This is a genomic window from Streptomyces sp. NBC_00443 (genome assembly GCF_036014175.1).
Taxonomy (GTDB): Bacteria; Actinomycetota; Actinomycetes; order Streptomycetales; family Streptomycetaceae; genus Streptomyces.
Map to the genome: position 1 here is coordinate 1,978,328 of NZ_CP107917.1, position 24,057 is coordinate 2,002,384.

Annotated in this window: 20 protein-coding genes and 2 pseudogenes; 7 read left to right on the forward strand and 15 right to left on the reverse strand. The window is 72.9% G+C overall.

Features of this window, described 5'->3' with window-relative positions; all coding sequences use genetic code 11:
• Positions 1 to 82 precede the first annotated feature (82 nt).
• Together OHO27_RS08900 and OHO27_RS08905 are read left to right on the forward strand one after the other, a co-directional pair.
• On the forward strand, positions 83 to 847 hold the full coding sequence (locus OHO27_RS08900) for a response regulator transcription factor (protein WP_328421999.1): 765 nt from the start codon (positions 83 to 85) through the stop codon (positions 845 to 847).
• 2 nt (positions 848 to 849) lie between these two features.
• Positions 850 to 1,961 (forward strand): annotated as a pseudogene (locus OHO27_RS08905) (sensor histidine kinase).
• A 31-nt stretch (positions 1,962 to 1,992) separates the two neighbouring features.
• Here the strand turns inward: OHO27_RS08905 and OHO27_RS08910 are convergent.
• From OHO27_RS08910 to OHO27_RS08920, 3 genes are read right to left on the reverse strand one after another with little or no spacing between them, the layout of a single operon-like run.
• Positions 1,993 to 3,003 (reverse strand): NAD-dependent epimerase/dehydratase family protein, encoded by a 1,011-nt coding sequence (locus OHO27_RS08910; protein ID WP_328422001.1) that lies wholly within the window; start codon positions 3,001 to 3,003, stop codon positions 1,993 to 1,995.
• A gap of 52 nt (positions 3,004 to 3,055) precedes the next feature.
• Positions 3,056 to 4,525 (reverse strand): sensor histidine kinase, encoded by a 1,470-nt coding sequence (locus OHO27_RS08915; RefSeq protein WP_328422003.1) that lies wholly within the window; start codon positions 4,523 to 4,525, stop codon positions 3,056 to 3,058.
• Positions 4,522 to 5,220 carry a response regulator transcription factor gene (locus OHO27_RS08920; protein WP_328422005.1) on the reverse strand — a complete coding sequence of 233 codons (699 nt, stop codon included), beginning with the start codon at positions 5,218 to 5,220 and terminating at the stop codon, positions 4,522 to 4,524. Before OHO27_RS08920 ends, OHO27_RS08915 begins: the two co-directional genes overlap by 4 nt.
• Before the next feature lie 152 nt (positions 5,221 to 5,372).
• On the opposite strand from OHO27_RS08920, the gene OHO27_RS08925 reads away from it, so the two are divergent.
• From OHO27_RS08925 to OHO27_RS08935, 3 genes are read left to right on the forward strand one after another with little or no spacing between them, the layout of a single operon-like run.
• Complete coding sequence (locus tag OHO27_RS08925) at positions 5,373 to 6,710, forward strand: ferredoxin reductase family protein (RefSeq protein ID WP_328422007.1); 1,338 nt, start codon at positions 5,373 to 5,375, stop codon at positions 6,708 to 6,710.
• A gap of 19 nt (positions 6,711 to 6,729) precedes the next feature.
• A complete protein-coding gene (locus OHO27_RS08930) occupies positions 6,730 to 7,443 on the forward strand; it encodes an FMN-binding protein (RefSeq protein WP_328422010.1) in 714 nt (237 codons plus the stop codon).
• Between the two features lie 2 nt (positions 7,444 to 7,445).
• Positions 7,446 to 8,180, forward strand: coding sequence for an FAD:protein FMN transferase (locus OHO27_RS08935; protein ID WP_328422012.1), 735 nt, complete (start codon positions 7,446 to 7,448; stop codon positions 8,178 to 8,180).
• On the opposite strand, the gene OHO27_RS08940 is transcribed toward OHO27_RS08935, so the two are convergent.
• The gene (locus OHO27_RS08940; RefSeq protein WP_328422014.1) at positions 8,177 to 8,659 is read right to left on the reverse strand and encodes a hypothetical protein; all 483 of its coding nucleotides are present in this window, start codon (positions 8,657 to 8,659) and stop codon (positions 8,177 to 8,179) included. The two genes, OHO27_RS08935 and OHO27_RS08940, sit on opposite strands and share 4 nt — an antisense overlap.
• Positions 8,659 to 9,938, reverse strand: a pseudogene (locus OHO27_RS08945) (molybdopterin-dependent oxidoreductase). Before OHO27_RS08945 ends, OHO27_RS08940 begins: the two are co-directional and overlap by 1 nt.
• A gap of 113 nt (positions 9,939 to 10,051) precedes the next feature.
• Between OHO27_RS08945 and OHO27_RS08950 the strand changes: the two are divergent.
• Positions 10,052 to 11,416, forward strand: a complete 1,365-nt coding sequence (locus OHO27_RS08950) for a hypothetical protein (protein WP_443059527.1) — start codon at positions 10,052 to 10,054, stop codon at positions 11,414 to 11,416.
• A 63-nt stretch (positions 11,417 to 11,479) separates the two neighbouring features.
• Complete coding sequence (locus OHO27_RS08955) at positions 11,480 to 12,187, forward strand: DUF2470 domain-containing protein (protein WP_328422016.1); 708 nt, start codon at positions 11,480 to 11,482, stop codon at positions 12,185 to 12,187.
• Positions 12,188 to 12,273: 86 nt separating this feature from the next.
• Here OHO27_RS08955 and OHO27_RS08960 read toward each other — a convergent pair whose 3' ends face one another.
• The 10 genes from OHO27_RS08960 to OHO27_RS09005 all read right to left on the reverse strand — a co-directional run bounded on the left by OHO27_RS08960 (position 12,274) and on the right by OHO27_RS09005 (position 23,919).
• Positions 12,274 to 13,824 carry an ABC transporter ATP-binding protein gene (locus OHO27_RS08960; RefSeq protein ID WP_328422018.1) on the reverse strand — a complete coding sequence of 517 codons (1,551 nt, stop codon included), beginning with the start codon at positions 13,822 to 13,824 and terminating at the stop codon, positions 12,274 to 12,276.
• Entirely contained in the window at positions 13,821 to 14,678 is an 858-nt protein-coding gene (locus OHO27_RS08965; protein ID WP_328422020.1) for an ABC transporter permease, read from the reverse strand. The genes OHO27_RS08960 and OHO27_RS08965 overlap by 4 nt, the downstream gene beginning before the upstream one ends.
• On the reverse strand, positions 14,675 to 15,628 hold the full coding sequence (locus OHO27_RS08970) for an ABC transporter permease (RefSeq protein WP_328422022.1): 954 nt from the start codon (positions 15,626 to 15,628) through the stop codon (positions 14,675 to 14,677). Before OHO27_RS08970 ends, OHO27_RS08965 begins: the two co-directional genes overlap by 4 nt.
• Positions 15,625 to 17,190: an ABC transporter substrate-binding protein gene (locus OHO27_RS08975; protein WP_328422024.1), complete on the reverse strand. Its 1,566-nt coding sequence runs from the start codon at positions 17,188 to 17,190 to the stop codon at positions 15,625 to 15,627. The genes OHO27_RS08970 and OHO27_RS08975 overlap by 4 nt, the downstream gene beginning before the upstream one ends.
• A 24-nt stretch (positions 17,191 to 17,214) precedes the next feature.
• Complete coding sequence (locus OHO27_RS08980) at positions 17,215 to 18,117, reverse strand: class I SAM-dependent DNA methyltransferase (protein WP_443059695.1); 903 nt, start codon at positions 18,115 to 18,117, stop codon at positions 17,215 to 17,217.
• 314 nt (positions 18,118 to 18,431) lie between these two features.
• Positions 18,432 to 19,694, reverse strand: coding sequence for an MFS transporter (locus OHO27_RS08985; RefSeq protein ID WP_328422026.1), 1,263 nt, complete (start codon positions 19,692 to 19,694; stop codon positions 18,432 to 18,434).
• Positions 19,678 to 20,715 carry a dipeptide epimerase gene (locus tag OHO27_RS08990; RefSeq protein ID WP_328422028.1) on the reverse strand — a complete coding sequence of 346 codons (1,038 nt, stop codon included), beginning with the start codon at positions 20,713 to 20,715 and terminating at the stop codon, positions 19,678 to 19,680. The genes OHO27_RS08985 and OHO27_RS08990 overlap by 17 nt, the downstream gene beginning before the upstream one ends.
• Positions 20,712 to 21,797 (reverse strand): PLP-dependent cysteine synthase family protein, encoded by a 1,086-nt coding sequence (locus OHO27_RS08995; protein WP_328422030.1) that lies wholly within the window; start codon positions 21,795 to 21,797, stop codon positions 20,712 to 20,714. The genes OHO27_RS08990 and OHO27_RS08995 overlap by 4 nt, the downstream gene beginning before the upstream one ends.
• Positions 21,794 to 22,666, reverse strand: a complete 873-nt coding sequence (locus tag OHO27_RS09000) for a Rossmann-like domain-containing protein (RefSeq protein ID WP_328422032.1) — start codon at positions 22,664 to 22,666, stop codon at positions 21,794 to 21,796. The genes OHO27_RS08995 and OHO27_RS09000 overlap by 4 nt, the downstream gene beginning before the upstream one ends.
• Entirely contained in the window at positions 22,663 to 23,919 is a 1,257-nt protein-coding gene (locus OHO27_RS09005; protein WP_328422034.1) for an ATP-grasp domain-containing protein, read from the reverse strand. The genes OHO27_RS09000 and OHO27_RS09005 overlap by 4 nt, the downstream gene beginning before the upstream one ends.
• Between the last annotated feature and the right edge of the window lie 138 nt (positions 23,920 to 24,057).

A 24,057-nucleotide genomic window follows, 5' to 3' on the forward strand; every position in this document is an offset into this window, starting at 1 on the left:
TTTCGGGCTAGAGCTCCTTACGAAACAAGGACGTCGGGCCCCGACGTCGGCACGCGCGCGCCCGGGGTGCGAGGCTGGCGGCATGGAGCAGCAACAGCCGTACCCGCAGGCCGGGGCCGGGCAAGGGGCCAGGGTTCTCGTCGTCGACGACGACCCCACCGTCGCCGAGGTCGTCTCGGGCTACCTCGACCGCGCCGGATACGTCGTGGACCGTGCCGGAGACGGCCCGGACGCTCTGGCCCGGGCCGCCGCGCACTGGCCGGACCTCGTCGTCCTGGATCTGATGCTGCCGGGCATGGACGGCCTGGAGGTGTGCCGCCGGATGCGCGGCCAGGGCCCCGTGCCGGTCATCATGCTCACCGCCCGCGGCGACGAGGACGACCGCATCCTCGGTCTGGAGGTCGGCGCCGACGACTACGTCACCAAGCCCTTCAGCCCCCGCGAACTCGTCCTGCGCGTCGAGTCGGTGCTCCGCCGCACCCGCCCCGGCCCCGCCAAGCCTGAGGACGCCTTGCGCGCGGCCGGTCTCTCGGTCGATCCGGCGGCCCGCCGCGCCATCAAGAACAACGCCGAACTCGCCCTCACCATCCGTGAGTTCGACCTCCTCGCGTTCTTCCTGCGGCACCCCGGGCGGGTCTTCAGCCGCGAGGACCTGATGCGCGAGGTGTGGGGCTGGGACTTCGGCGACCTGTCGACCGTCACCGTCCACGTCCGCCGGCTGCGCGGCAAGGTGGAGGACGACCCGGCCAGGCCACAGCTCATCCAGACCGTGTGGGGCGTCGGCTACCGCTTCGACGCGACCGGCACCGCCGCCCCTGCTCCCGCCCCCGCTCCCGGGGAGGCGTGACCGTGCGCGACACCCTCCTGATCGCCCTCTTCGCCTTCCTCGGCGCGGCCGCGGCCGGCGTGCTCGGTGCGTGCGTGCTCATGCTGGTCCGGCGCCGTTCGCTCATCGTGCACCTCGCCGTGGTCGCCGGCGTCGGTATCACCGCGATGCTCGCGGGCACGCTCGCCGTCGCCCAGGCGATGTTCCTGAACGGGCACGACCTGTCGGTCGTCACGACCGTCGTCGCCATGGCCGCCGTGGTCTCCCTGGCCACCGCCCTGCTGCTCGGCCGCTGGGTCGCCGCCCGCAGCCACGCCCTCGCGCTCGCCGCCCGGTCCTTCGGCGACGGCGGCGACTTCACCTCGCCCGACGGCGTCGCCACCGCCGAACTCTCCGCGCTGAGCCGCGAGTTGGAGGCGACCAGCGCCAAGCTCGCCGAGTCCCGCGAGCGGGAGCGGGCGCTGGAGTCCTCCCGGCGTGAACTCGTCGCCTGGATCTCCCACGATCTGCGCACCCCGCTGGCCGGCCTGCGCGCGATGGCGGAGGCGCTGGAGGACGGGGTCGCCGCCGATCCCGACCGCTATCTCAAGCAGATCCGCATGGAGGTCGAGCGGCTCAACGGCATGGTGGGCGACCTCTTCGAGCTGTCCCGCATCCACGCGGGGACGCTGGCGCTGAGCACGAGCCGGATCTCCCTGTACGACCTGGTCGGCGACGCGCTCGCGGGCGCCGACCCACTGGCCCGCGAGTGCGGGGTACGGCTGGTCGGCGAGCGGATCGAACCGGTGCCGGTCGAGGTGGACGGCAAGGAGATGAGCCGGGTGCTGGGCAACCTGCTGGTGAACGCGATCCGCCGGACGCCCGCCGACGGCACCGTGGCCCTCGCCGCCGAACGCTCGGCCGAGGGCGTGGTCCTGTCCGTCACCGACGGCTGCGGCGGCATCCCCGACGAGGATCTGCCGCGGGTCTTCGACACCGGCTGGCGCGGCACCCATGCGCGTACCCCGCCGGCGGGGGCGGGGCTCGGCCTCGCCATCGTGCGGGGCATCGTGGAGGCGCACGCCGGACGGGCCTCGGTACGGAACGTCCCCGGGGGTGCCGCTTCGAGGTGGTGCTGCCCGCTGCCGCTTCCTGAGAGGCGGGCAGCACCACCAATCCGAGGCAGCTTACGCCCCTCGCATCCCGGCCACCGCGAACTCCCGCATCCCGTCGGCGAACCCCACCTCGGCCTTCCAGCCCAACTCCGCGCGCAGCCGCGCCGAGTCGGCGGTGATGTGCCGTACGTCGCCCAGCCGGTACTCCCCGGTCACGACCGGCTCGGGACCGCCGTACGCCTCCGCGAGCTCGTGGGCCATCTCGCCGACGGTGTGCGGATCGCCGCTGCCGGTGTTGTACGCCGTGAGCGCACCCCCCGGGAGGACTTCCGCACTCGCCTCCAGGGCCGCCACGTTGGCGGCGGCCACGTCCCGGACGTGGACGAAGTCCCGCCGCTGGCGGCCGTCCTCGAAGACGCGGGGCGCCTCGTCGCGAGCGAGCGCCGAGCGGAAGAAGGAGGCGACGCCGGCGTAGGGGGTGTCGCGGGGCATGCCCGGTCCGTAGACGTTGTGGTAGCGCAAGGACACCGCCGTGCCGCTCGTCGCGCGTGCCCATGCCGCGGCCAGGTGTTCCTGGGCCAGCTTCGTCGTCGCGTACACGTTGCGCGGATCGACCGGGGCGTCCTCCGCCACCAGCCCGGGGGCGAGGTCGGCGCCGCACTCCGGGCAGGGCGGCTCGAACCGGCCCGCGTCGAGGTCGGCCACGGCACGCGGGCCGGGCCGTACGACGCCGTGCCGCTCGCACTCGTAGCGTCCCTCGCCGTACACCACCATCGAACCGGCCAGCACCAGTCGGCGTACCCCCGCGTCGGCCATGGCGGTCAGCAGTACGGCCGTGCCCAGGTCGTTGCGGGAGACGTACTCCGTGGCGTCGGCGAAGCCGGCACCGAGGCCGACCATCGCGGCCTGGTGGCACACGGCGTCGACGCCGGTCAGGGCGTGGCGGACGGCGTAGGGGTTGCGTACGTCCGACTCGGGGTCGGACCGGACGTCGTACACGACGGGTTCGTGCCCGTGCGCCTTGAGCGCCTCGACGATGTGGGACCCGATGAAACCGGCACCGCCGGTGACCAGTACGCGCATGCCCTCACGCTAGGGCCGAGGGGGCCGTTTCGGCCGCCAGGCGCCGGTCATGTCACGGGTCCGTAAGACCTGCCTCCGGCCTCCCGTCCACCACCAGCGGAACCGTCACCGTGAACACCGTCTCCCCCGGCTGACTGCTCAGCTCGATGCACCCGCCGTGGGCCTGGACCAGGGACTGCGCCACCGCCAGTCCCAGTCCGCTGCCGCCCCGGTCGCGGCTGCGGGCCTTGTCGACCCGGTAGAAGCGGTCGAAGACACGTATCCGGTCGGCGGGCGGGATACCCGGGCCGGCGTCGGTGATCCGGACGACGGCGGTGGTCTGCGCCACCGAGACCGCGACGGACACCGGCGTCCCGGTCGGGGTGTGGATCGCCGCGTTGGTGAGGAGGTTGTCCAGCACCTGGCGGATGCGCTGGGGGTCGAGGCGGAGTTTCAGCGAGCCGGGGCCGGGGGCGACCGTCAGGGGGTGGTCGGCGTGGGTGACGCGGAAGGCGTCGGCCGCCTGTTCGACCAGGTCCACCAGGTCGGCGCCCTGCAACCGCAGCGGCGTCTCCACCTCGGCGGCGTCCAGGCGGGCGAGCAGCAGCAGGTCGTCGAGGAGGAAGCCCATGCGGGCGGCCTCGGCACGCAGCCGGGCCAGGTGCCGTTCCCGCTCCTCGGGGGCGTTGGCCGCGGCGTACTGGAAGAGGTCGGCGTACCCCCGTACCGACATCAGAGGCGTACGGAGCTCGTGCGAGGCGTCCGCCACGAAGCGGCGCAGGCGCTGCTCCGCCTCGGCGCGCACCGCGAGGGAGTCGTCGATGTGCTCCAGCATGGTGTTGAACGCGGTGCGCAGTTCCTCCACCTCGGGTCCGCCGCCGCGCCGGTCGTGCCGTACGGGCAGCTGGGCCGAGTCGGTGAGGTCGTGCGAGGTGATGTCGCGGGCGGTGTGCGCCATGTCGCTCAGTGGTTTCAGGCCGCGCCGCAGCATCCCGCGTCCGAACACCACGAGGGCCAGCAGCGCGAGTCCGAAGGTGACCACCTGGATGGTGATCAGCTGGCCCACGGTGTCCTCGATGTCCTCCATGGGCGCGGCACTGACCAGCACCACGCCGGGCTCGACCTCGCAGGCCCGCAGCCGGTACTCGCCCTCGCCGTTCAGGTGCCCGGTGCGCAGGATCTCCGTGTGCGCGCCGGTCTGCGCCCGGGCCAGCGAGGTGAAGTCGCCGACGTCCTGCGGCAGGTCGGCGGGGTCCTCGGGCCGGCGCAGCACGGGCTTGCCGTCCGACACGTCGTACACGGCGTAGAACCAGCTGTAGTACTTCTTGCCCGTGAGCGTGCCGTAGTCCGCGATGCTCTTGGACTGGGCGATCTGGCCCTGCGCGAGCTGGGTGTCCAGCTGGGCCGACAGGTAGTCCCGCATGTACGTCGTCAGGGCCGTGCCGACGACGCCGAACACGAACAGCGCCAGCACCCCGAGGCCCAGCGCCAGCCGGGTGCCGAGCCGCATCCCGCGGTACGCCCGCCGCAGCCGGCCCGTCACTCGGCCGCCTGCCGGATCACGTAGCCGAAGCCGCGCACGGTGTGGATCAGCGGCCCCCTGCCGTCGTCGGACTCGTCGAGCTTGCGGCGCAGCCGGCTGACGACCAGCTCGACGACGTTCGAGCGGCCGCCGAAGCCGTACTCCCACACATGGTCGAGGATCTGCGCCTTGGTGAGCACGGTCGGCGACTTGCGCATCAGGTAGCGCAGCACCTCGTACTCGGTCGGCGTGAGCGTGAGCTGTTTGTCGCCGCGGCGGACCTCGCGGGTGTCCTCGTCCATCGTGAGGTCCGCCACCCGAAGGACGGAACGCTGGAAGCCGGGGCCGGCGCTGCGCCGCAGGACGGTGCGCAGCCGGGCCATCAGTTCCTCCACCGCGAACGGTTTGACCAGGTAGTCGTCCCCGCCCCGGGTCAGCCCGGCCACCCGGTCGGCGACCCCGTCGCGGGCCGTCAGGAACACCACGGGCACCATCTTCCCGGCGCCGCGCAGCCGGTCCAGGACGCCGAACCCGTCCACGTCGGGCAGCATCAGGTCCAGGACCACGATGTCCGGGTGGAACTCGGCGGCCAGCCGCAGCGCCTCCTCGCCGGAGTTCGCGGTGACCGCGTCCCAGCCCTCGTAGCGGGCGACCGTCGCAACGAGGTCGGCGATGGGCGGGTCGTCGTCCACGACCAGCAGGCGTACTTTCTCCACCCGTTCATACTGCGGCACCCGGCGCCGATCCCATGAGCCGGGTGTGGGCCCGGGACCACATCGATAACCAGTTGAAAGAAGTACGACAGCTTTTCGACAGCACCCGCCGGACAAGCTCGGTATCCACAGACGAGATCAAGGAGCTGTCGCCCGTGACGACCGTCCAATCGCCCCCTGCGCCCCCCACGGCGATTCGCCCCAGGGTGGTCGCCCGCTCGGGCCTGTACGCCGTGCTGGCCGCGAACGTGGCCGTGGTGCTCTACTTCTTCTTCGCCGCCGGCTTCGCGTCGAACACGCTGATCGTGATCGGCCGGCTGGCGGGTCTGTCCGGCGCGCTGCTGATGGCGTTCCAGCTGCTGCTGGTGGCGCGGCTGCCGTGGCTGGACCGCCGGATCGGCATGGACCGGCTGACCTCCTGGCACCGCTGGACCGGCTTCAGCGTCCTGTGGGCCCTCCTGGCACACGCCGTGTTCATCATCTTCGGCTACGCCGAGTCGTCCTCCCTGGACCCGGTGAACCAGCTGGTCGACCTCGCCGAGACGGTCGAGGGCGTCCTGCGCGCCGTTGTCGCGCTGGGGATCATCATCCTGATCGGTGCCGTCTCGGCCCGGTTCGCGCGGCGCCGGCTCGCGTACGAGACGTGGCACTTCATCCACCTGTACACCTACGTCGCGGTGGTCCTGGCGTTCACGCACCAGGTCGCGGTCGGTACGTCCTTCACCTCCTCGTCGGCCGCCACGGCGTACTGGTACGCGGTGTGGGGCGTGGCGCTCGGCGCGGTGTTCGCCGGCCGGCTGGTCCTGCCGCTGTGGCGGAACTGGCGCCACCAGTTCCGGGTGTCGGCCGTGGTCCCCGAGTCCGACAACGTGGTCTCGGTGTACATCACCGGCCGTGACCTGGACAGGCTGCCCGCGCGGGCCGGCCAGTTCTTCCTGTGGCGGTTCCTGACGAAGGACCGCTGGTGGCAGGCCAACCCGTTCTCCCTGTCGGCCGCGCCCGACGGCAACCGGCTGCGGCTCACGGCCAAGGCGGCCGGCGACGGCTCGGCGTCCCTGAGGCACCTCAAGGTCGGCACGCGTGTGTTCGCCGAGGGCCCGTACGGCGCGTTCACCGCGATGCACCGCACCCGGCCGGAGGCGGTGCTGATCGCGGGCGGCGTCGGTGTCACCCCGATCCGGGCGCTGCTGGAGGAGCTGCACGGCCACGCGGTCGTGATCTACCGGGTCGCCTCGGACCGGGACGCGGTCCTGTACGGCGAGCTGGCGGAACTCGCCCACGCCAAGGGCGCCGAGCTGCACCTGGTCACCGGCCCGGTCACGCCGGACAGGCTGGCCCCGGCGGAGCTGGAGCGGCTGGTCCCCGACATCACGGACAGGGACGTCTTCCTGTGCGGCCCGCCGCCCATGATGAACGCGGTGATCGGCAGCCTGCGCGAGCTGGGCGTGCCCAAGGAGCAGGTCCACTTCGAGCGATTCAGCCTGGCCGGCTGAGCGGGACAGGGAAGACATCGTGAAGCGAGCAATACCTGTCCTGGTCCTCAGCATCGCGGGCCTGATCCCGGTCTGGCGCTACGAGCCGTCGCTCGGCGCGGCCGCCACACCGGCCCCGACACCCTCGGCGTCCTCCTCCGCCGCTTCGGGCTCGGATTCGGGTTCCGGCAGCACGGTCGTCAAGGGCACGACGGTTCAGACCGAGAAGGGTCCCGTCCAGGTCCAGGTGACCTTCCAGGGCACCAAGATCACAGCCGTGAAGATGCTCCAGCAGCCCAATCACCCGCAGACCACGGCCGCGGTCCCGAAGCTCATCGCCGCGACCCTCGAAGCCCAGAGCACCGACATCGACACCGTCTCCGGCGCCACCATCACCAGCGACGGCTACAAGGAATCCCTCCAGGCCGCCATCGACGCGAACGCGGAGTCGGCGTCCGCGTCCTCCCCGTCGGCGTCCGCGTCAGCCGCCTCGCAGTCGCAGACGGTCGACGGCTCGACGGTGAACACCGACAAGGGGCCCGTCCAGGTCCAGGTGACCTTCGACGGCGACGAGATCGCGTCGGTGAAGATGCTCCAGCAGCCGAACCACCCGCAGACCACGGCCGCGGTGCCCAAGCTCATCGCCGCGACCCTCGAAGCCCAGAGCACCGACATCGACACCGTCTCCGGCGCCACCATCACCAGCGACGGCTACAAGGAATCCCTCCAGGCCGCCATCGACGCGAAGGGCTGATCGTGCACCGAGTCGAACACGTCATGGGGTTCCCCGTCTCGCTGCGGGTCGACGACGAGCACGTCGGCGCGGAGGCATCCGATGGCGTGTTCGCGTGGCTGCGTGAGGTCGACGCCCGGTTCAGTCCGTTCAGGGCCGACAGCGAGGTCTGCCGGCTCGACCGGGGCGAGGTCGCGCGGTGTGACGTCAGCGCGGACCTCGGCGAGGTGCTGGGGCTGTGCGAGGAGTACCGGGTCGCCACCGGCGGCGCCTTCGACGTACGGCTGCCCGGGCGCGGGCTCGATCCGTGCGCGGTCGTGAAGGGCTGGTCCGTGCAGCGGGCCGCCGAGCTGCTGAAGGCGGCGGGGGCACGCCGCTTCGTGCTCAACGCCGGGGGTGACGTGGTCGCCGCGGGCGGGCCCTGGCGGGTGGGGATACGGCACCCCGAGCAGGCCGACAAGGTGTGCACGGTCGCCGAGCTCACGGACGGCGCCGTCGCGACGTCCGCTCGCTACGAGCGCGGCGACCACATCATCGACGGGCGCACCGGGCGGGCGGCGACGGGTCTGCTGTCCCTCTCCGTCGTGGCGTCTTCCCTGACCGTGGCGGACACCGTGGCGACCGCCGCGTTCGCGATGGGCGCCGACGGCGTCGAGTGGGCCGCCGCACGGCCGGGCTGCGAGGTGTTCGCGGTGGACGCCGGGCGGCGGGTCTTCCGTACGGAGGGCTTTCCGGTGGCGGCGGCACAGGCGGCCTAACCCCTGCGCCGCCGCAGCACGAGCAGCACCGCCGAGCCGCCGAAGAGCGCGGCGGTGATCAGCAGCCAGCGGGCCAGGAAGGTGTCCGTGGACATGCCCGTGGCGCCGGCGTAGCGGTCCGCCACCCGGCCGGTGATCAGCGGGAACCACACCAGCAGGAGCAGCAGGGACAGTCCGGCCGGGACGCGGACGTACGGCATCCAGCGCCGGCGGTCGACACTCTCCAGCCCCCGTAGCACTGCCTGGTCCGCCGCCCCGTACAGCGGCACCAGCACGAGGTCGTGCAGGATCGCCGCGCCGACGAACCACAGCACGATCCCGAACCAGTCCCCGTCCAGGAGCCGCACGCCCGCGTATCCGGCGAGCGCGAACGAGCAGGCGAGGAGGAGGATCTGCAGGGGGCTGCCCAGGGCGAGCCTCGGTCGGTGCAGCCCTCGGCTCATCCGTCGGCTCGTGGCCCGCCGCGTCAGTCGGTCCATCACAGGTCTCCGAACGTCAGCCGCGCCACCCACTTGGTGTTCAGCACGCCGGGCGCGGCGGGCACGATGATCCGTGCCGGGTAGCCGTGGTCGGGGGTCAGGTCCTCGCCGTTGACGAACAGGGCGAGCAGGGAGCGCGGGTCGGCGACCTGGTTGGCCCGCAGGGCGGCCCGGCGGAAGGCGCCGCGCTGCTGGAGCGACTCCACCAGGACGTCGGGCGGGTCCTGGTCGTCGCCGACCAGCGCCGCGAGGTCCCGCAGCCGTACGCCGCGCCACCACTGGTCGGACGTCGACCAGCCCTCCACGCAGGCGATGGGCAACGCCGCACTGTGCAGCGGCATGTCGAGCAGGTCGGCGCGGCTGAGGCGGACCGTCCGGCCGCCTCGGCCCTCGACGACCAGCCGCCACGCCTCGTCGCTCGTGTCGGCCTCGCGGATCCCCGCGTACGCGGCCGTCTTGTTGATCTGGAAGCCGCCCGGGCCACTGCCCGGCTCGGCACCGCCGTGCGGGGCGAGGAGGGCGGTCCGGCGCAGGAAACCGTCGAAGTTCTGTCCGACGGTCGTGGCGAACAGCAGCAGCGAGCCCCCGCCGACGAACCAGAGGGCACCGCGCCGCGAGACGGTCGGCTCGGCGGGACTCGGCGCGATCAGCTCCCTGTCCTCCTCCCCCGCCCCTCCTCAGGCCCCACCCCCTTCTGCTCCCGCATGCGGCGCAGGTTCCGCAGCGCCGTGGGGGTCTTCAGCACGGCGTGCACGACGAACGCGCCGATGAACACCCACGCCCCGTAGAAGTGCAGGGTGTAGAAGGAGCCGGGGAAGAGGTAGTCGAGCTGGACGTTGAGCACGCCCGTCACGAACTCGAACAGCGCGCCCCCGACCAGGAGCAGCAGCGAGATCCGCTCCAGCGCGTGCGCGAGCGACCGGGCCGGCGGCAGCGTGAAGAGCTTCGGCAGGACCGACCACAGCTTGGCCAGGAGCACGGGGATCAGGGTGATGCCGAGCGTGACGTGGACGCCCTGGTTGAGGCGGTACAGCCAGTGCGGGTCGGTCGGCCAGGAGAAGAGGTAGAAGCCGAGGATCCCCTTGTCCGGGGTCTTGTCGTTCACCGGCGACAGGTTCGGGTTGTAGGCGGCGTAGGACACCAGCCCCGTCACGAACAGCACCGTGATCCCGCCGAGCAGCACGATGCCGAGGACCGAGGTCAGCCACGGGCCGCGCAGCGGGCTGCGCCAGAAGGCGGGGGAGAAGGGAGAGCGGAGCGAGTTCGGAGACCGTGCCATGTCCCGACCGTAGGCCTGACCAGGGCCTCAAAGGCCGTCGCGAACCATGACGAAACTCTGACGTCCGCGCCTGTCACGCGTCCGGTGCACCCGGTGCGTCCTAGCGTGCAGAGGTGACCAGCGATCTCCTGCCCGACACCCGCCCCGACACGCTCCCCGACGCCCGCAGGGACCTGCGCCGCGATCTGTACGCGGCCGCGGCCGCCGCGCTCCTGTTCGCCCTCGCCGCCCTGGTCGGCACCGCGATCGAGGCCCGCGACGGCACCCTCTTCGTCAACTGGCCGCCGCTCCTGGCGGACTGGGACCCGCATGTCGGTCCAGGCACCCCGGCCGCGCTCGCCGTCGCGGCCGCCGTCGTGGCGTACGGCCCCGCCCTGGCCGCCCGGCTGCCCTGGCGCCGCCTGCTGCTCGCCGTCTGGGGCGCGGGCCTGGCCTGGACCTTCTCACTCGCGCTCATCGACGGCTGGCAGCGCGGCATCGCCCGCCGGTTGACGACCCGCTACGAGTATCTCCAGGTCATCGACCGCTTCCAGGACATCCCCGCGACGCTGCGGGACTTCACGCAGCACATCCTGCTCGGCACACCGGACCACTGGCCCGCGCACGTCGCCGGGCATCCCCCGGCGGCCACCCTCACCTTCGTCCAGCTGGACCGGATCGGCCTGGGCGGCGGCGCGTGGGCGGGGGTCTGGTGCATCACCGTCGGGGCCACGGCCGCCCTCGGCATCCTCGTCACCGTGCGCGCCCTGGCCGACGAGAAGCTGGCCCGCCGGGCCGCGCCCTTCCTGGTGCTGGCGCCGGGCGCGGTGTGGATGGGTACCTCCGCCGACGGCTACTTCGCGGCCGTCGCGGCCTGGGCGGTGGCGTTGCTCGCGCTGGCGGTGACGGGGCATCGGCCGCACTGGACCGGCCTGGCCTCGGGTCTTCTGTTCGGCCTGACGGTCTATCTGTCGTACGGCCTGACGCTCTTCGTCGTGATCGCGGCGGCGGTGCTGTTCCTGGGCTCCGAGCGCGTCCGTCCGCTGCCCTTCGCGCTCGCCGGGTTCCTGGTGGTGCCGGTGGTGTTCACCGCGCTGGGCTTCTACTGGTGGGAGGCCTACGACGTGCTGGTCACCCGCTACAACCAGGGCGCCGGCGGCACCCGGCCGCAGGCCTACTGGGTGTGGGCCAACCTCGCCTGCCAGGTGCTGGTGGTGGGCCTGGCGACGGCGGCGGGACTGCGACGGACCGCGGTGGTGATCGTCCGTCAGAGAGGTACGGCCGCGTTCCGCCTCGGCGTGCTGGTGCTCGGCGCGCTCGTCGCGATGCTGGCGGCCGATCTGTCCGGGATGAGCAAGGCCGAGACGGAGCGGATCTGGCTGCCGTTCGCGCTGTGGCTGCTGCCGGCCTGCGCCTTCCTGAGGGGGCCGCGGGCCTGGCTCGCGGGACAGGCGGCGCTGGCCCTGCTCGTCAACCACCTGCTGCTGACGGGTTGGTGACCATGCGAAGCCAAGGTAGGTTAGGCTTACCTAACTAGAAGCCAACCGGCTCGAAAGGTTCCCATGTCTGCTGCCACCTGCCCTGAGCCGACGCCCGCCGAGCGTGCCCGCTCGGTGCTGGCGGCGGCCGGCTCACTGACCGTCACCACGCAGGGCCACCGCATCGAACTGATCGGCCTGCACACCGTCGACGCCGCCGCGCGGCTGCTCCTGCACAACCCGCCGGACGGCCACCTGGCCGCCGAGCTGGCCGTGGCGCCGCACGGCGATCTGGCCGCCCTCGTGGAGTTCACCGACGTCGCCGCCGTCGCCGTACGCGAACGGGTGCGCTCCCGGCTGACGCTGGGCGGCTGGCTCAGCGCGCTCGGCCCGGAGACTTTGGTGTTCCATCCGGCCCGGGCCGTGCTCACCGAGGACGACGGCACGACCATCATCGGCCTCGACGAGCTGACCCTCGCCTCCCCCGACCCCCTGGCCACGCACGAGGCGGAGATGCTGGGCCGGCTCGACTCGGCGCACGCCGACACCGTCGCCCCGCTCGCCCGGCTGCTGCCGGCCCGGGAGCAGCTCGGCGCGGCCGGCGTACGACCACTGCGGCTCGACCGGCACGGCCTGGTGCTCCGGCTGGAGACAGCGGACTCCCACCACGACGTCCGCCTGCCCTTCTCGACCCCGGCCACCCATCCCGGAGATGCGGTGCGCCAGATCCACACGCTGCTCGCCCGGGCCACCGCCCGCCCGCGCCGCCGACGCCTGCCGACCAGGTCGTAGGCGCGGGCGCGACCCCATGCGGCCGATCTCCGGGCCCCTCGCGGAGGCCTCCCGTCTCCTCCGCGGCGGTGCCCGGAGGTCGGCTCTCACCGCCGGCTCCCCGTCTCCAGACGCTTCGTCGTCCGCATGAGGGAGCGGGTGAACGGATGCCGGGGCTCCGTCAGAATCCGCTGTGCCGACCCCTGTTCGACCAGTTCGCCCCCGTCCAGTACGGCGATGCGGTGAGCCGGCCGTGCGGTGTCCAGGTCATGGGTGACGAGGACGAGGGACAGTCCGTCACCCTCGCCCACCAGACCCGCCAGGACGTCGAGGATGCCCCGCCGGGTGACCGTGTCCAGGCCGGAGGTGACCTCGTCACAGATCAGCACCCGGGGGCGGGCGAGCAGGGCCCGGGCCAGGGCGGCGCGCTGGAGTTCGCCGCCGGAGAGTTCGCCGGGGCGGCGGCGGGCCAGGTCCTCCGGCAGGCCGAGGCGGTTCAGGGTGGCGGATGCCTCCTGAACCGCCGTCCGTTCGTCGGCGCCGCGCAGGCGTATCGCCGTACGCGCCACCTGGTGCAGCACGGGCCGGTACTCGTCGAAGGCGGCGCGGGCGTCCTGGAAGACGTACTGCACGGCGGCGAGTTGGGCACGGCTGCGGTGCCGCAGGCTGCGCGGGAGCGGTGTGCCGTCGAGCAGGATCTGCCCGTCCTGGTCCCGGTGCAGGCCCGCCAGACACCGGGCGAGCGTGGTCTTGCCGCTGCCGGAGCGGCCGACCACCGCGAGGCACTCGCCGGGGTGGAGGGCGAGGTGCGGGGCGCGCAGCACGACGGTCCTGCCATCGTGTACGGCGGTCAAGTCCCTTACTTCCAGGACGGGTTGTGCCGCATGCGTGCTCGTGCCGTCCTGCCGGACCACATGCTGTCCGTCCAGCAGCCGGCGGGTCCACTCGTGCCGGGGCACCGTCCACAGCCGCTCCACCGGCCCCGACTCGACGACCCGGCCCGCACGCATGACGAGGACCTCGTCGGCGAGGGCGCGCACCACGTCGAGGTCGTGGCTGAGCAGGACGACCGCGATGCCTCGTGCCGCGACCGCCGCAAGCTGCTCGACGATGCGGCTCTTCGTCAACGCGTCCTGGCCGGTGGTGGGTTCGTCGGCGACGACGACGCGGGCGCCGAGCAGCAGGGCCTGGGCGAGGACGACGCGTTGCTGCTGGCCGCCGGAGAGCTGGTGCGGGTGGCGCCTCAACAGAACTTCAGCGTCGGGGAGTTGGGCGTCGGAGAGGGCTTGCAGCACCAGTGCCCGGGCCGCCTCGCGGCGTTCGGCGCGGGGCAGGTGGCGGACCTGGGGGCGGGCGAGGTCGTCGAGGAGGGCGCTGACGCGGCGGGCCGGGTTGAGGACGGCGGCGGGGTGCTGGGGGACGTAACCCACCGGGCCGTCCCCGGGCCGCCGCACCTCACCCGTGACACGTGCGCCGGGCGGATACTCCCCCAGCAGCGCGAGGCCGGTCGTGGTTTTCCCGCTGCCCGAGGCGCCGACCAGTGCGGTCACCTTCCCGGGCAGCACGCGCAGGTGTACGCCGTCGACGATCGCGCGGCCGCCGATCTCGACGCGGAGGTCGCGGATCTCGGCGACCTCCGCATGCTCTGCCCGACTCACCGGCGTGGTCCCTTCTGCTCAGGTGCGGTCTTCTCCGGTACGGCCTTGTTCGGCGCGGTCTTCTCCAGCGCGGCGTCGAAGAGCAGGTTGCTGCCCATCGTCAGGGCCACGATCAGCAGCGCGGGCACCACCACGGCCCAGGGCTGGACCAGCAGTCCGGTGCGGTTGCGGTCGACCATGACGGCCCAGTCGGCGGCGTCCGGGGCGACGCCGACCCCGAGGAACGCGGCCGTCGACACCAGGTACAGCACACCGGTCAGGCGGATCCCGGCGTCGGCTGCGAGGGTGCGCAGCGCCGAACGGCCGACGTAGCCGACGGCGATCCGCCACCAGGTCTCCCCCTGCATGCGCAGCGCCTCGACCGCGGGGCGCGCGGCCGCCTCGCCCGCCGCCGCCCGCACGATCCGGGCCGCGTCGGGCACGTTCACCAGCGCCACGAGCAGCGCGAGCCCGGTCGCGCCCGGCGACAGCACGGAGGCCACCAGCAGGATCAGCAGCAGCGACGGCACGGCGAGCAGCACGTCCAGCGGCCGCATCAGCAGTTCCTCCAGCCCTCGCAGCCGGGTGAGGGCGCTGATGAGCGCGACCGGGACGGCGACGAGGTAGGCGAGCGCGGTCGCGGCCAGGGCGGTGAGGACGACCGTACGGCCGCCCAGCAGGACTTGTCGCCAGACGTCACGGCCCACGAAGTCGGTGCCGAGCCAGTGACCGTCGCCGAGGGTGAAGGAGGTGGCGCGGGGCCCGGGGTCACCGGTGAACAGCGGTCCGAGAAGGGCGAGCAGGAGGGGGACGGCGACGATGACGAGGCCGAACGCGAAACGGCTACGGCGACGGCGGCCGAGGGGCGTCGTCATGCGGCCACCCCCGCGCGGGGCGTGAGCCGGTGGGCCACCAGGTCGGCACCGAGGTTGAGCACGACCGTGAGCACGCCGAACACCACGGCCAGCCCCTGCACCACGGGCACGTCCCGTTCGGCCACGGCATTGAGCAGGACCGTGCCCAGGCCCGGGATGACGAAGAGGGCCTCCACCACTATCACTCCGCACAGCAACCAGTCGACGGTGCGGGCGAGTTGCTGCACGGCCGGGGCGAGGGCGTTCGGCAGGGCGTGGGCGTAACGGACGCGGGCGCCGGGGACGCCGTAGCGGCGGGCGTGGACGGCGTAGGGGGAGGCGAGGGCGTCGACCATGCCGGCCCGGACCAGGCGGGACAGGGAGCACACCGGGCGGGACAGCAGGACCAGCACCGGCAGCACCAGCGCCGCGGGATGGGCGAGCAGGTCGGTGCCGTAGCCGACAGCCGTCGGCGGCAGCCAGGCGAGCTTGAGCGCGAGGAGCGTCACCAGCAGGACCCCGAGGGCGAACTCGGGGACCGCGTACACGGCCAGCGTCACCGAGCTGACCAGCCGGTCGACGAGCCGTCCCTCGTGGCGGGCGGCGAGCACACCGAGGCCGAAGCCGAGCGGGACGAGGAGCGTCAGCGTGAGCGCGGCCAGCAGCAGGGTCGGGCCGAAACCGTCGGCGATGTACTGCGTGACCGGGCGGCCGGAGGTCAGGGACGTGCCGAGGTCGCCGTGCACCAGGCCCGTCGCCCAGTCGGCCAGCCGCTCGTACGCCGGCCGGTCCAGGTCCAGCGCCTCACGGATCGCGGCGATACGCGCGGGGTCCGGCTGGTCGCCCGCCAGGGCGACGGCCGCGTCGCCCGGCAGCGCCTCGGTGAGTGCGAAGACCAGCAGCACGACGGCCAGGGTCTGCGCGACGCCGAGCAGCAGCCGCCGGGCGACGAAAGAGCGCAGTCCGCTCACGCGAGCCACACCTTGTCGAAGCGCGCCCAGTCGAGGGTGTTGGCGGGGGCCTTGGTCTCCACTCCCTTCACCGTGCGGGCGGTTCCGATGATCCAGTCGGCGAAGCCCCAGATGAGGAAGCCGCCCTCGGCGTACAGACGGCGCTGCATACGCTCGTACACGGCTGCCCGCTCGGCCTTGTCGCGGAGGGACTGGGCCTGCTGGTAGAGGCCGTCGAAGTCCTTGTGCTGCCACTTGGTGGCGTTGGTGGTGGAGTCGGTGAGCAGCCGCTGGGAGATGTGGGACTCGATGGGCATGGCGCCGGAGCGGTAGCAGCACAGGGTGCCGCCGTCGAGGATGTCGCTCCAGTACGAGTCCTTGCTGCCCATCCTGACGTCGACCGTGACGCCAGCCTTCGCGGCCTGGTCGCGGAAGATGCCGGCCGCCTCGGTGAACCCGGCGGCGACGGCCGACGTGTCCAGGGTGACCTTGAGCTTCTCGGCGCCGGCCCGCTTGAGCAGGGCGCGCGCCTTGTCGAGGTCCTGGGAGCGCTGCGGCAGGTCGGCGGCGTAGTACTCGTATCCCTTGCCGAACAGGTCGTTGCCGGTCTCGCCCGCGCCGGACAGCGCGCCGTCGACGAGTTCCTGCCGGTCGGCGATGAGGAAGAACGCCTCGCGGACCCGCTTGTCGTCGAAGGGCGCCCGGTCGGTCTTCATGCAGAAGGCCTGCATGGCGCTGTTGCGCAGCCGCACGATCTCGATCCGGCCGCCGCCCTCGTGGGCGCGGGCGGTGGTCGGGTTGAGCTCGTGCGCGTACTCGACCTGCCCGCCGAGGAGGGCGTTGACGCGGGCGGACTCCTCGTTGGCGACGACGAACTCGATCTCGTCGAGGAGCGGGGCGCCGTCCCAGTGGCCGTCGTAGCGGCGGAACACGGCCGAGCGGCCCGGCGCGAAGGAGACGAACCGGAAGGGCCCCGAGCCGATCGGCTTGTCGTCGAACTCGGTGGCGTTCTCGGGGACGATGTACGCGCCGAACGCGGCCAGGACGTTGGGGAATTCGGCGGTGGGCCGCTTGAGCACGAACTCGATGCCCCGCTCGCCGGTCGCCCGGCTGGCGTCGAGGTCGATGGGCTCCAGGGACGCCTTGGCGCGGAACGCCTGCTTGGGGTCGGCGATCCGGCGGTAGCTGTAGAGGACGTCCTTGGCGGTGACGGGGCTGCCGTCGTGGAAGGTGGCCTCGCGGAGGGTGACCTGCCAGCGGTCGAGGGTCTTGTTGGCCTCCCACTTCTCGGCTAGGCGGGGCTGGGCGGAGAGGTCGGCGCCGTAGTCGGCGAGCTTGTCGAAGAGGGCTTTGGACCGGGCGACGTCGGCGAAGAGGTTGCCCAGGTGCGGGTCGAGGGTCTCGCTCGCGCCGCCTCCGGCGAACGCGGCGCGCAGCCGTCCGCCGCGCTTGGGGGTGCCGGAGGCGCCGGCCGCCTTGTCGTCCGTGCCGCCTGAGCAGCCGACGAGGGCGAGGGCGGCCGCGCCCGATGTGGCGGCGAGGAAGCCGCGGCGGTGCAGACGGGGAAAGCGTTCGTCGTACATGACTGTTCCTTCGTGTTCTTCGTGTCAGTTGGTGTGCCGACGGCGCGCGACGACGTGCAGCCGGTCGGCGTCCGTGGCGGTGCCCGGCAACCGGCCGTCCTGCCAGGGCGGTTCGGTGCGGGGGCCGGGGCCGTCGTGCAGTTCGAGCACCTCGAAGCCGTGCGCGTCGAGGAAGTGGCGCAGCTCGTGCGGGAACAGCAGTCGCCATGCGGAGTGCTGTTCGACGGGCGCCGCGTCGACGCCGCCCTCATCGGCGGTCCATACGCGGGTACGGCGCAGGAGTTGGTCCGTGCGGTCGACGGTCAGGGTGGTGGTCGACCGGTAGGCGACGCCCTGCCAGGTGAAGGCGTTGCCGGACGGGGTGTCGAGGAGGTCCGTGCGGCCCAGGAAATAGGCGCCGTTACGCATCTCCGCGACCAGCAGGCCGCCCGGTGCGAGGGCATGACGGCAGGAGGCGAGAAAGCCGTCGAGCTGGTCGTTGGTGTGGCAGTACAGCAGGGAACTGTCCAGGCAGACGACCGCGTCGAAGGCAGCCCGGCCCAGGTCGAACCCGTGCAGGTCGGCGCGCACGTACGCCGGTCCCGGGTGCCGGCCCCGGGCGTACGCCAGCATCGTCCGGGAGAGATCGGCGCCGGTCACCGTACGGCCGACGGCGTGCAGGTGGGCGGCGTCGCGCCCGGTGCCGCAGCCCATGTCGAGCACACGTGGCCCGGCGCCGTTGCGGCGCAGACAGTCCTCGGCCCAGCGCCCGGCGAGGCGGTCGGGGTCGGGGAAGCGGGCCTCGTAGAGGGCGGGGTTGTCGGTGAGGAGGTTGCGGTGGTCGGGCGGGGTGCCCTGGTTCCCTGCGGTGCCGCCGGAGACGAAGCCACCGTGCCCGGTCGAGGCCCTCAAATCCGCGCTGCCTTCTTCGCCCGGACCCTCACACACACGATCCGCCTCGTCATCCGGACCACCGGAGACAGATCCACCGGCCCTTGCCGTGCCGCCGGAGACGAAGCCGGCGCTGCCGCCCGGACCTGCCACGACGGAGTCGCACGCCCTGTCCGCGGTGGCGTCAGTCGCGCTCCCGGCCCGGCCGACCCGCCCGGGAGCGGCATCCCTGCCCTCACCCGCACGCTCACTCACCGCCGCGCCGGCCAGGCCCGGCTGCCGACCGCCCGGCTCGGCGAGAACGGCGCCATGCTGGCCGGCCGCCGGCTCGCCGCCCGCACGCCGTTTCGCGTCAACTCCCTGCGACGCACTCACGCGTTGCTCCTCTCGTCGTCCCGCACCGAAGCCGCCGCTGCGGGAGTCGCCGGCAGTGCCCCACGCCGCTGCAGCCACGCCACCCCGCCCGCCGAGGCCAGCCCGACGAGCGCGCAGCACACCCATGGCAGCCAGGCGCGGCCGTCGTTCTCCCCCGCGTCCATGGCCCAGCCGACGACGGCGTTGCCGACGGCCGCGGCGATGCCGGAGACGACGTAGAAGATCCCGAAGTACGTGCCGGTCAGCTCGGGACGGCCGAAGCGCGGGATCAGCTCCATCACGAAGGGCGAGGCGACCATGACGCCGAGGTAGAGCAGGAGCGCGCCGAGCAGCACGGGTATCGCGTCGAGCCACCCGGCGGATGCCGTGCCCGCGACCAGGGCGGGTGGCAGGAAGGCCAGGCCCATCACCGCGAGGCCGGCTGCGATCCAACGCGCCCTGATGCCACGGGACTTGAGGCTCCGCGTGATCCGCAGCTGGAGCGCCAGGTTGGCCACCGTGCCGACGAGGAAGACGATGCCCGCCGCTCCGTCCCAGCCGGTGGCCTCGCGGGCCCCGTCGGGAAGCAGCAGGTAGAGCTGGTTCTCCAGGGTGAACATGCCGACCATGGCGAGGGCGAAGGCCAGGAAGGCCCGGTTGCCGAGTACCTCGCGCCAGTCCCCGAGAACCCCGCTCCCGCTGGGCTCGACCTTGCGCGCCGGAAGGGCGAGAGCCTGGGCGATCGTGAGCACCGCGAAGATCCCGGCGGCGGTCAGCGCCGACGTGCGGAAGTCGACGAGGAGCAGGGCGCTGCCCAGCAGCGGGCCTATCAACGCACCTGTCGTCGCGAAGACGTTGAACAGCGCGAACGCCTCCGCCTTCCGCTCCCCCGCCTCCTGCGCGAGATACGCCCGCACGGCCGGGTTGAACAGGGCCCCCGCGAGCCCGCTCAGCACGGACGCGGCGAGCAGCACCGGCAGCCCGTCCCCCAGCGCGAACAACGCGAACCCGACGGTCCGCAGGGCGCACCCGGCGATGATGACGCCCCGCGCCCCCAGCCGGTCGGCTGCCGAGCCGCCGATGATGAACAGGCCCTGCTGGCTGAGGTTGCGCACGCCGAGCACTACACCGACGACGGCCGCCGACATGCCCAGGTTCTGGCCGAGGTGCGTGGCGAGGTACGGGATAAGGAGGTAGAAGCCGATGTTGACGCCGAGCTGGTTGACGAGGAGCAGCTGCACGGCGAGCGGGAAGCGCCGCATCTCATGCCACGTCCTCATGTGCCGTCACCTCCTCGACTCCCAGTCCGGGACGGGTACTTGCCTGTACAAAGCCGTCCGCGCCGCCGATCCCGTGCCACGGGTCGTGGGCGAGCAGCAGATGCCCGTCGAGGTCGGTCCAGCGGGCGCGGTCGGCCAGATGGACGGCGGGTGCCAGGCCGAGGGTGCTGGCGGTGAGGCAGCCGAGCATCAGGTCGGTCCCGCTGCCCTCGATCGCCTCGGCGATCCGCAGGGCCGCGTGGACGCCGCCGCACTTGGCGAGCTTGACGTTGACGCCGTGGACGCGCCCGGCCAGGCGGCGGACGTCGGCCAGTGACACGGCGTCCTCGTCGGCGATGACGGGCAGCGGCGACTTCTCGGCGAGGGCGCCCAGCGCGTCCGGGTCGCCGGGCGTGAGGGGCTGCTCCACGGCCTCGACGCCGAGGTCGGCGAAACGGGGCAGCAGGGCCGCCGCCTGTGCCGGGCTCCAGGCGCCGTTGGGGTCGAGGAGCAGCCGGGCACGCGGAGCGGCGTCGCGGATGACCCGTACGCGTTCGATGTCGTCCTCGGGGTCGGGGGTGCCCGCCTTGACCTTGACGACCTCGAAGCCGCTCGCGGCCAGCCGGCGGGCCTCGGCGGCCGCGCGGATCGGCGAGGTGATGCCGATGGTGCGCGCGGTGGCCGCCAGGGGAGGTGCCGTCGTACCGAGGAGGCTGTGGACGGGGAGGCCCGCGCGCTTGCCGACGAGGTCGAGGAGCGCGGATTCGACGGCGGCCGTGACGGCGGGAGGCACGCCACCGGAGGGCAGGGCCTGAAGGGCGCTCTCGGGATCGGCGAACCGTACCAGATCGACTGCTGAGATGAGCCGTACGAGCGTGTCGGCGTCCAGCCCGTAGTACACGCTGCTGACGGCCTCGCCGTAGCCGGTCACTCCTTCGTGCTCGACGCCCAGCCACACGGCGTCCCGGGCGGTCATGGTGGAGCGGGAGATGCGCAGCGGTTCGGCGAGTTCGAGACGCACGGTGCGCAGGTGAGCCTTCACGGTGTCCTTCCAAGAGAGAGCGGATCGGCCACCCGCGTGCACCGCACCCATCCGCTCGCCTCGGCGGCGTACGGGTGCGGGATCTCCACGGGCCGGGTGGCCGCGCCGGCGAGGTCGAGGCCGTGGGCGGCGATGAAGTCGTCGTCGTAGACGGTGCCGAGATAGCGGTGCGGCCCGTCGGGGAACACGGTGGCGACGACCGCGCCCGGGTGCACGCAGGCCGCCCAGGCGGCGACCCGGGCGACGGCGCCGGTGCTCCAGCCGCCGCTGACGAAGCTGCCCCGGGCGAGCCGGCGGCAGCTGTCCACGGCCTCGGCGGGGCCGATCCAGTGGACCTCGTCGAAGGCGTCGTAGGCGACGTTGCGCGGGTGGATGCTGCTGCCGAGGCCGCGCATCAGGCGGGGCCGGGCGGGCTGGCCGAAGATCGTGGAGCCGGTGGCGTCGACGCCGACGAGCCGCAATGCGGGCCAGTGCCGGCGCAGCGGGCCGATGATGCCGGCGCTGTGGCCGCCCGTGCCGACGCTGCACACCAGGATGTCCAGGTGGTCGAGCTGGGCGGAGAGCTCCGCGGCCAGGGAGGCGTAACCGGCCGTGTTGTCGGGGTTGTTGTACTGGTCGGGCCAGTAGGCGTCGGGGAGTTCGGCGAGCAGTTCGCGTAGCCGGCCGAGCCGGGCCGCCTGCCAGCCGCCCTGTGGCGCGGGGCGGTCGACGATCTCCAGGCGGACGCCGTGCGCGCGCAGCAACTGCCGCATGGACGGCTCCAGTTCGCTGTCGCCGACCAGCACGACGGGATGGCCGAGTGTCTGCCCCGCGAAGGCGAGCCCGATGCCGAGCGTGCCGGAGGTGGACTCCACCACCGGGGCACCGGACCGCAGTTCGCCGCGTTCCCGCGCGCCGAGCAGCATCGACACGGCGGCCCGTGCCTTCATGCCGCCCGCCGCGAGCCCTTCGAGCTTGGCCCAGAATCCGGGGTGGGCGTGCGGCAGGTCGGTGCCGACCCGGACGACGGGCGTGCGGCCGAGCAGGGCGAGCAACTCGGGGCGGGCGGTGGGACGTACGGCAGTGGCGGTGATGGGGGTCATCGCTCACCGCCGGGACAGCTGTGGCGATCGACGACGTCGGTGGCCCTGTACCGATGGACGGTCCCGGGGCCGCCGTCGAGCCAGAAGAAGGGGTACGGCTCCGCGCACACCGCGCTCACGCCGTGCCCCAGGAAGCGGGGCAGCACCGCACTGCCGGTCTGCGCGAACATCACCAGCTGCTTGCCGTGCCGCAGCGCGTGCCGCCGCAGCGGTTCGAAGGTGCCGTTGCCCAGGGTCATCCCGGACACCAGCAGCGCGTCGCAGCTCCCGGCCGCGGTGAGCGCGTCGGCGACGACCGGCTCGCCCCACTCCGTGGCGCCGCCCTTGAGGTCGCACGGGACATAGCCGATACCACGCGAACGCAGCGCCGCCAGCAGGGAGTTGACGACCCCCACCACCAGCACCGTGCTCCCGGCCGGCAGGTCGAGCAGCTCGATCACGGCCCGCGCCCGCGCCGTGGACTTCTCCAGCGACGACCCGGCGGGCAGGGCGGCTGGCCGCGCCCCGTGGTCCGGGGTGTGCGGGGTGATGTGCATCAGGTAGGCGTCGAGGGCGGCCACCCGCACGGCGGGCACCGGATGATCGAGGAGCCGTGCCACGTCGGCACCGACACAGTCGTCGAGCGCACCGTCGGGCAGTTCGCCGGGCTCGACGGCGCATGACCCGACGGCCTCGGCGAGCCGGAGGCTGAGCACCTCGTTGCGGTAGCCGGTGCCGCGCCCGTCGTGCCGTACGGCCTGCCGGGTGGTGAAGGCGACGGCGATCCGCTGCGTGCCGGGGTCGGGGCCGAGGGCGCCCGCGCGGACGTGGGCGACCAGGTCGTCGTACGTCCGGCTCAGCGCCGCCGGCGAGGCGTTGACGGCGGTCACCGGATCACCAGCCCCGCGCGCAGCCCGGCCAGCAGGCCTTCGACGCGGTCGCGGGCGCCGGGCCCGTCGGGGTCGCCGGCCATGACGTGGCCCAGGTACTCGTTGTTGCTGCCGGCCGCCTTGACCACCTTGCCGGACTCGGCGAGCTGGACCTCCAACACACCGGGCAGGTCGCTCAGTTGATGTCCGTCCAGCGCCTCCAGTGAGCCCGTGCGCTCCGGGACGAGGAAGCCGATGGCGGCGCTGCGCAGTCCGGTGTCCGTGCGCCTGAGGTCAGGCCTGCGGCCGAGGGCGACGTCCACGCAGGCGGCGGCGAGGTCGATGCCGGTGACGTGGCGGACGAGTTCGGTGATGCGGTTGCCGGCGGGCCGGGGGTTGACCTCGACCAGGCGTGGCCCGGCGGAGGTCAGCTTGATCTCGGTGTGCGCCACGACCCCGTCCGTCAGCCCGAGCGCCTTGAGCGCGCCGAGCGTGGTCTGCTCGGCGGCCTCGACGTCGGCGGGCGACAGGGCGGCGGGGAACATGTGGCCGGTCTCGATGAAGGCGGGCGCTCCGCCGAGGCTCTTGTCGGTGACGCCGACCATGTGCACGGCGCCCGCGTACGACACGGTCTCGACGCTCACCTCGGGGCCGTCGAGGAACTCTTCGAGGAGGACGGCGGCGGTGCGGCGCTGGCCGCGCGCGTTGACCGGGAAGTCGGCCAGCGCTCTTACGGCATCGCCCAGTTGGGCCTCGTCGTCGACGCGCCGGACGTACATGCCCGCGCACAGGTCGACCGGCTTGACGACCAGCGGGTAGCCGATCTCCTGCGCGGCCCGCGCGAGGTCGGCCCACTCCTCGTGCACGGCGAAGCGCGGTCCGGGCAGGCCCGCGTCGGCGAGGACCCGGCGGGTGGCGTCCTTGCGGCAGGCGTTGTCCACCGCCTCGGGGCCGGGCCCGGGAAGACCCAGACGCCCGGCGATCCGCGCCACCGTCGGCAGGTAGTAGTCGCAGGAGGTGATCACCCCGTCGAAGCCCAGCACCGAGTGCAGCCGCTCCACCTCGGGCAGCAGGGCGTCGAGGTCATTGGTGTCGGTCGTGATCACATTGCGCGCGCCGAGCAGCGGATGCGCCGCCCCCTCGGGTGCCGAGCGCAGGTAGTGATGCAAGTCACGAGTGAGGAAGGTGAACTCGTGCCCGCCCTCGCGGATGGCGCGTGGCAGCAGTCTGCTCATCGATCCGACCCAGCTCTCGACCACCAGCAGATGAGCCACAACTCCCCTTTTCATGACGCGGGTTCAGACGACAGGGCAGCCCGGCGCACCCCTCGACGGGAGGGTGCCGGACTTGACTGGCACACGCTATCGATAATCATTTTCATTTGCTAGCCCGTTCTTACCTCGCTTCGGAGA

Excerpts from the sequence above, each read along its gene's own strand:
- OHO27_RS08900 (WP_328421999.1), top strand. The coding sequence starts at position 83 with ATGGAGCAGCAACAGCCGTACCCGCAGGCCGGGGCCGGGCAAGGGGCC.
- OHO27_RS08910 (WP_328422001.1), bottom strand. The coding sequence starts at position 3,003 with ATGCGCGTACTGGTCACCGGCGGTGCCGGTTTCATCGGGTCCCACATC.
- OHO27_RS08940 (WP_328422014.1), bottom strand. The coding sequence starts at position 8,659 with ATGGACCGACTGACGCGGCGGGCCACGAGCCGACGGATGAGCCGAGGG.
- OHO27_RS08955 (WP_328422016.1), top strand. The coding sequence starts at position 11,480 with ATGTCTGCTGCCACCTGCCCTGAGCCGACGCCCGCCGAGCGTGCCCGC.
- OHO27_RS08965 (WP_328422020.1), bottom strand. The coding sequence starts at position 14,678 with ATGACGACGCCCCTCGGCCGCCGTCGCCGTAGCCGTTTCGCGTTCGGC.
- OHO27_RS08975 (WP_328422024.1), bottom strand. The coding sequence starts at position 17,190 with ATGTACGACGAACGCTTTCCCCGTCTGCACCGCCGCGGCTTCCTCGCC.
- OHO27_RS08985 (WP_328422026.1), bottom strand. The coding sequence starts at position 19,694 with ATGAGGACGTGGCATGAGATGCGGCGCTTCCCGCTCGCCGTGCAGCTG.
- OHO27_RS08995 (WP_328422030.1), bottom strand. The coding sequence starts at position 21,797 with ATGACCCCCATCACCGCCACTGCCGTACGTCCCACCGCCCGCCCCGAG.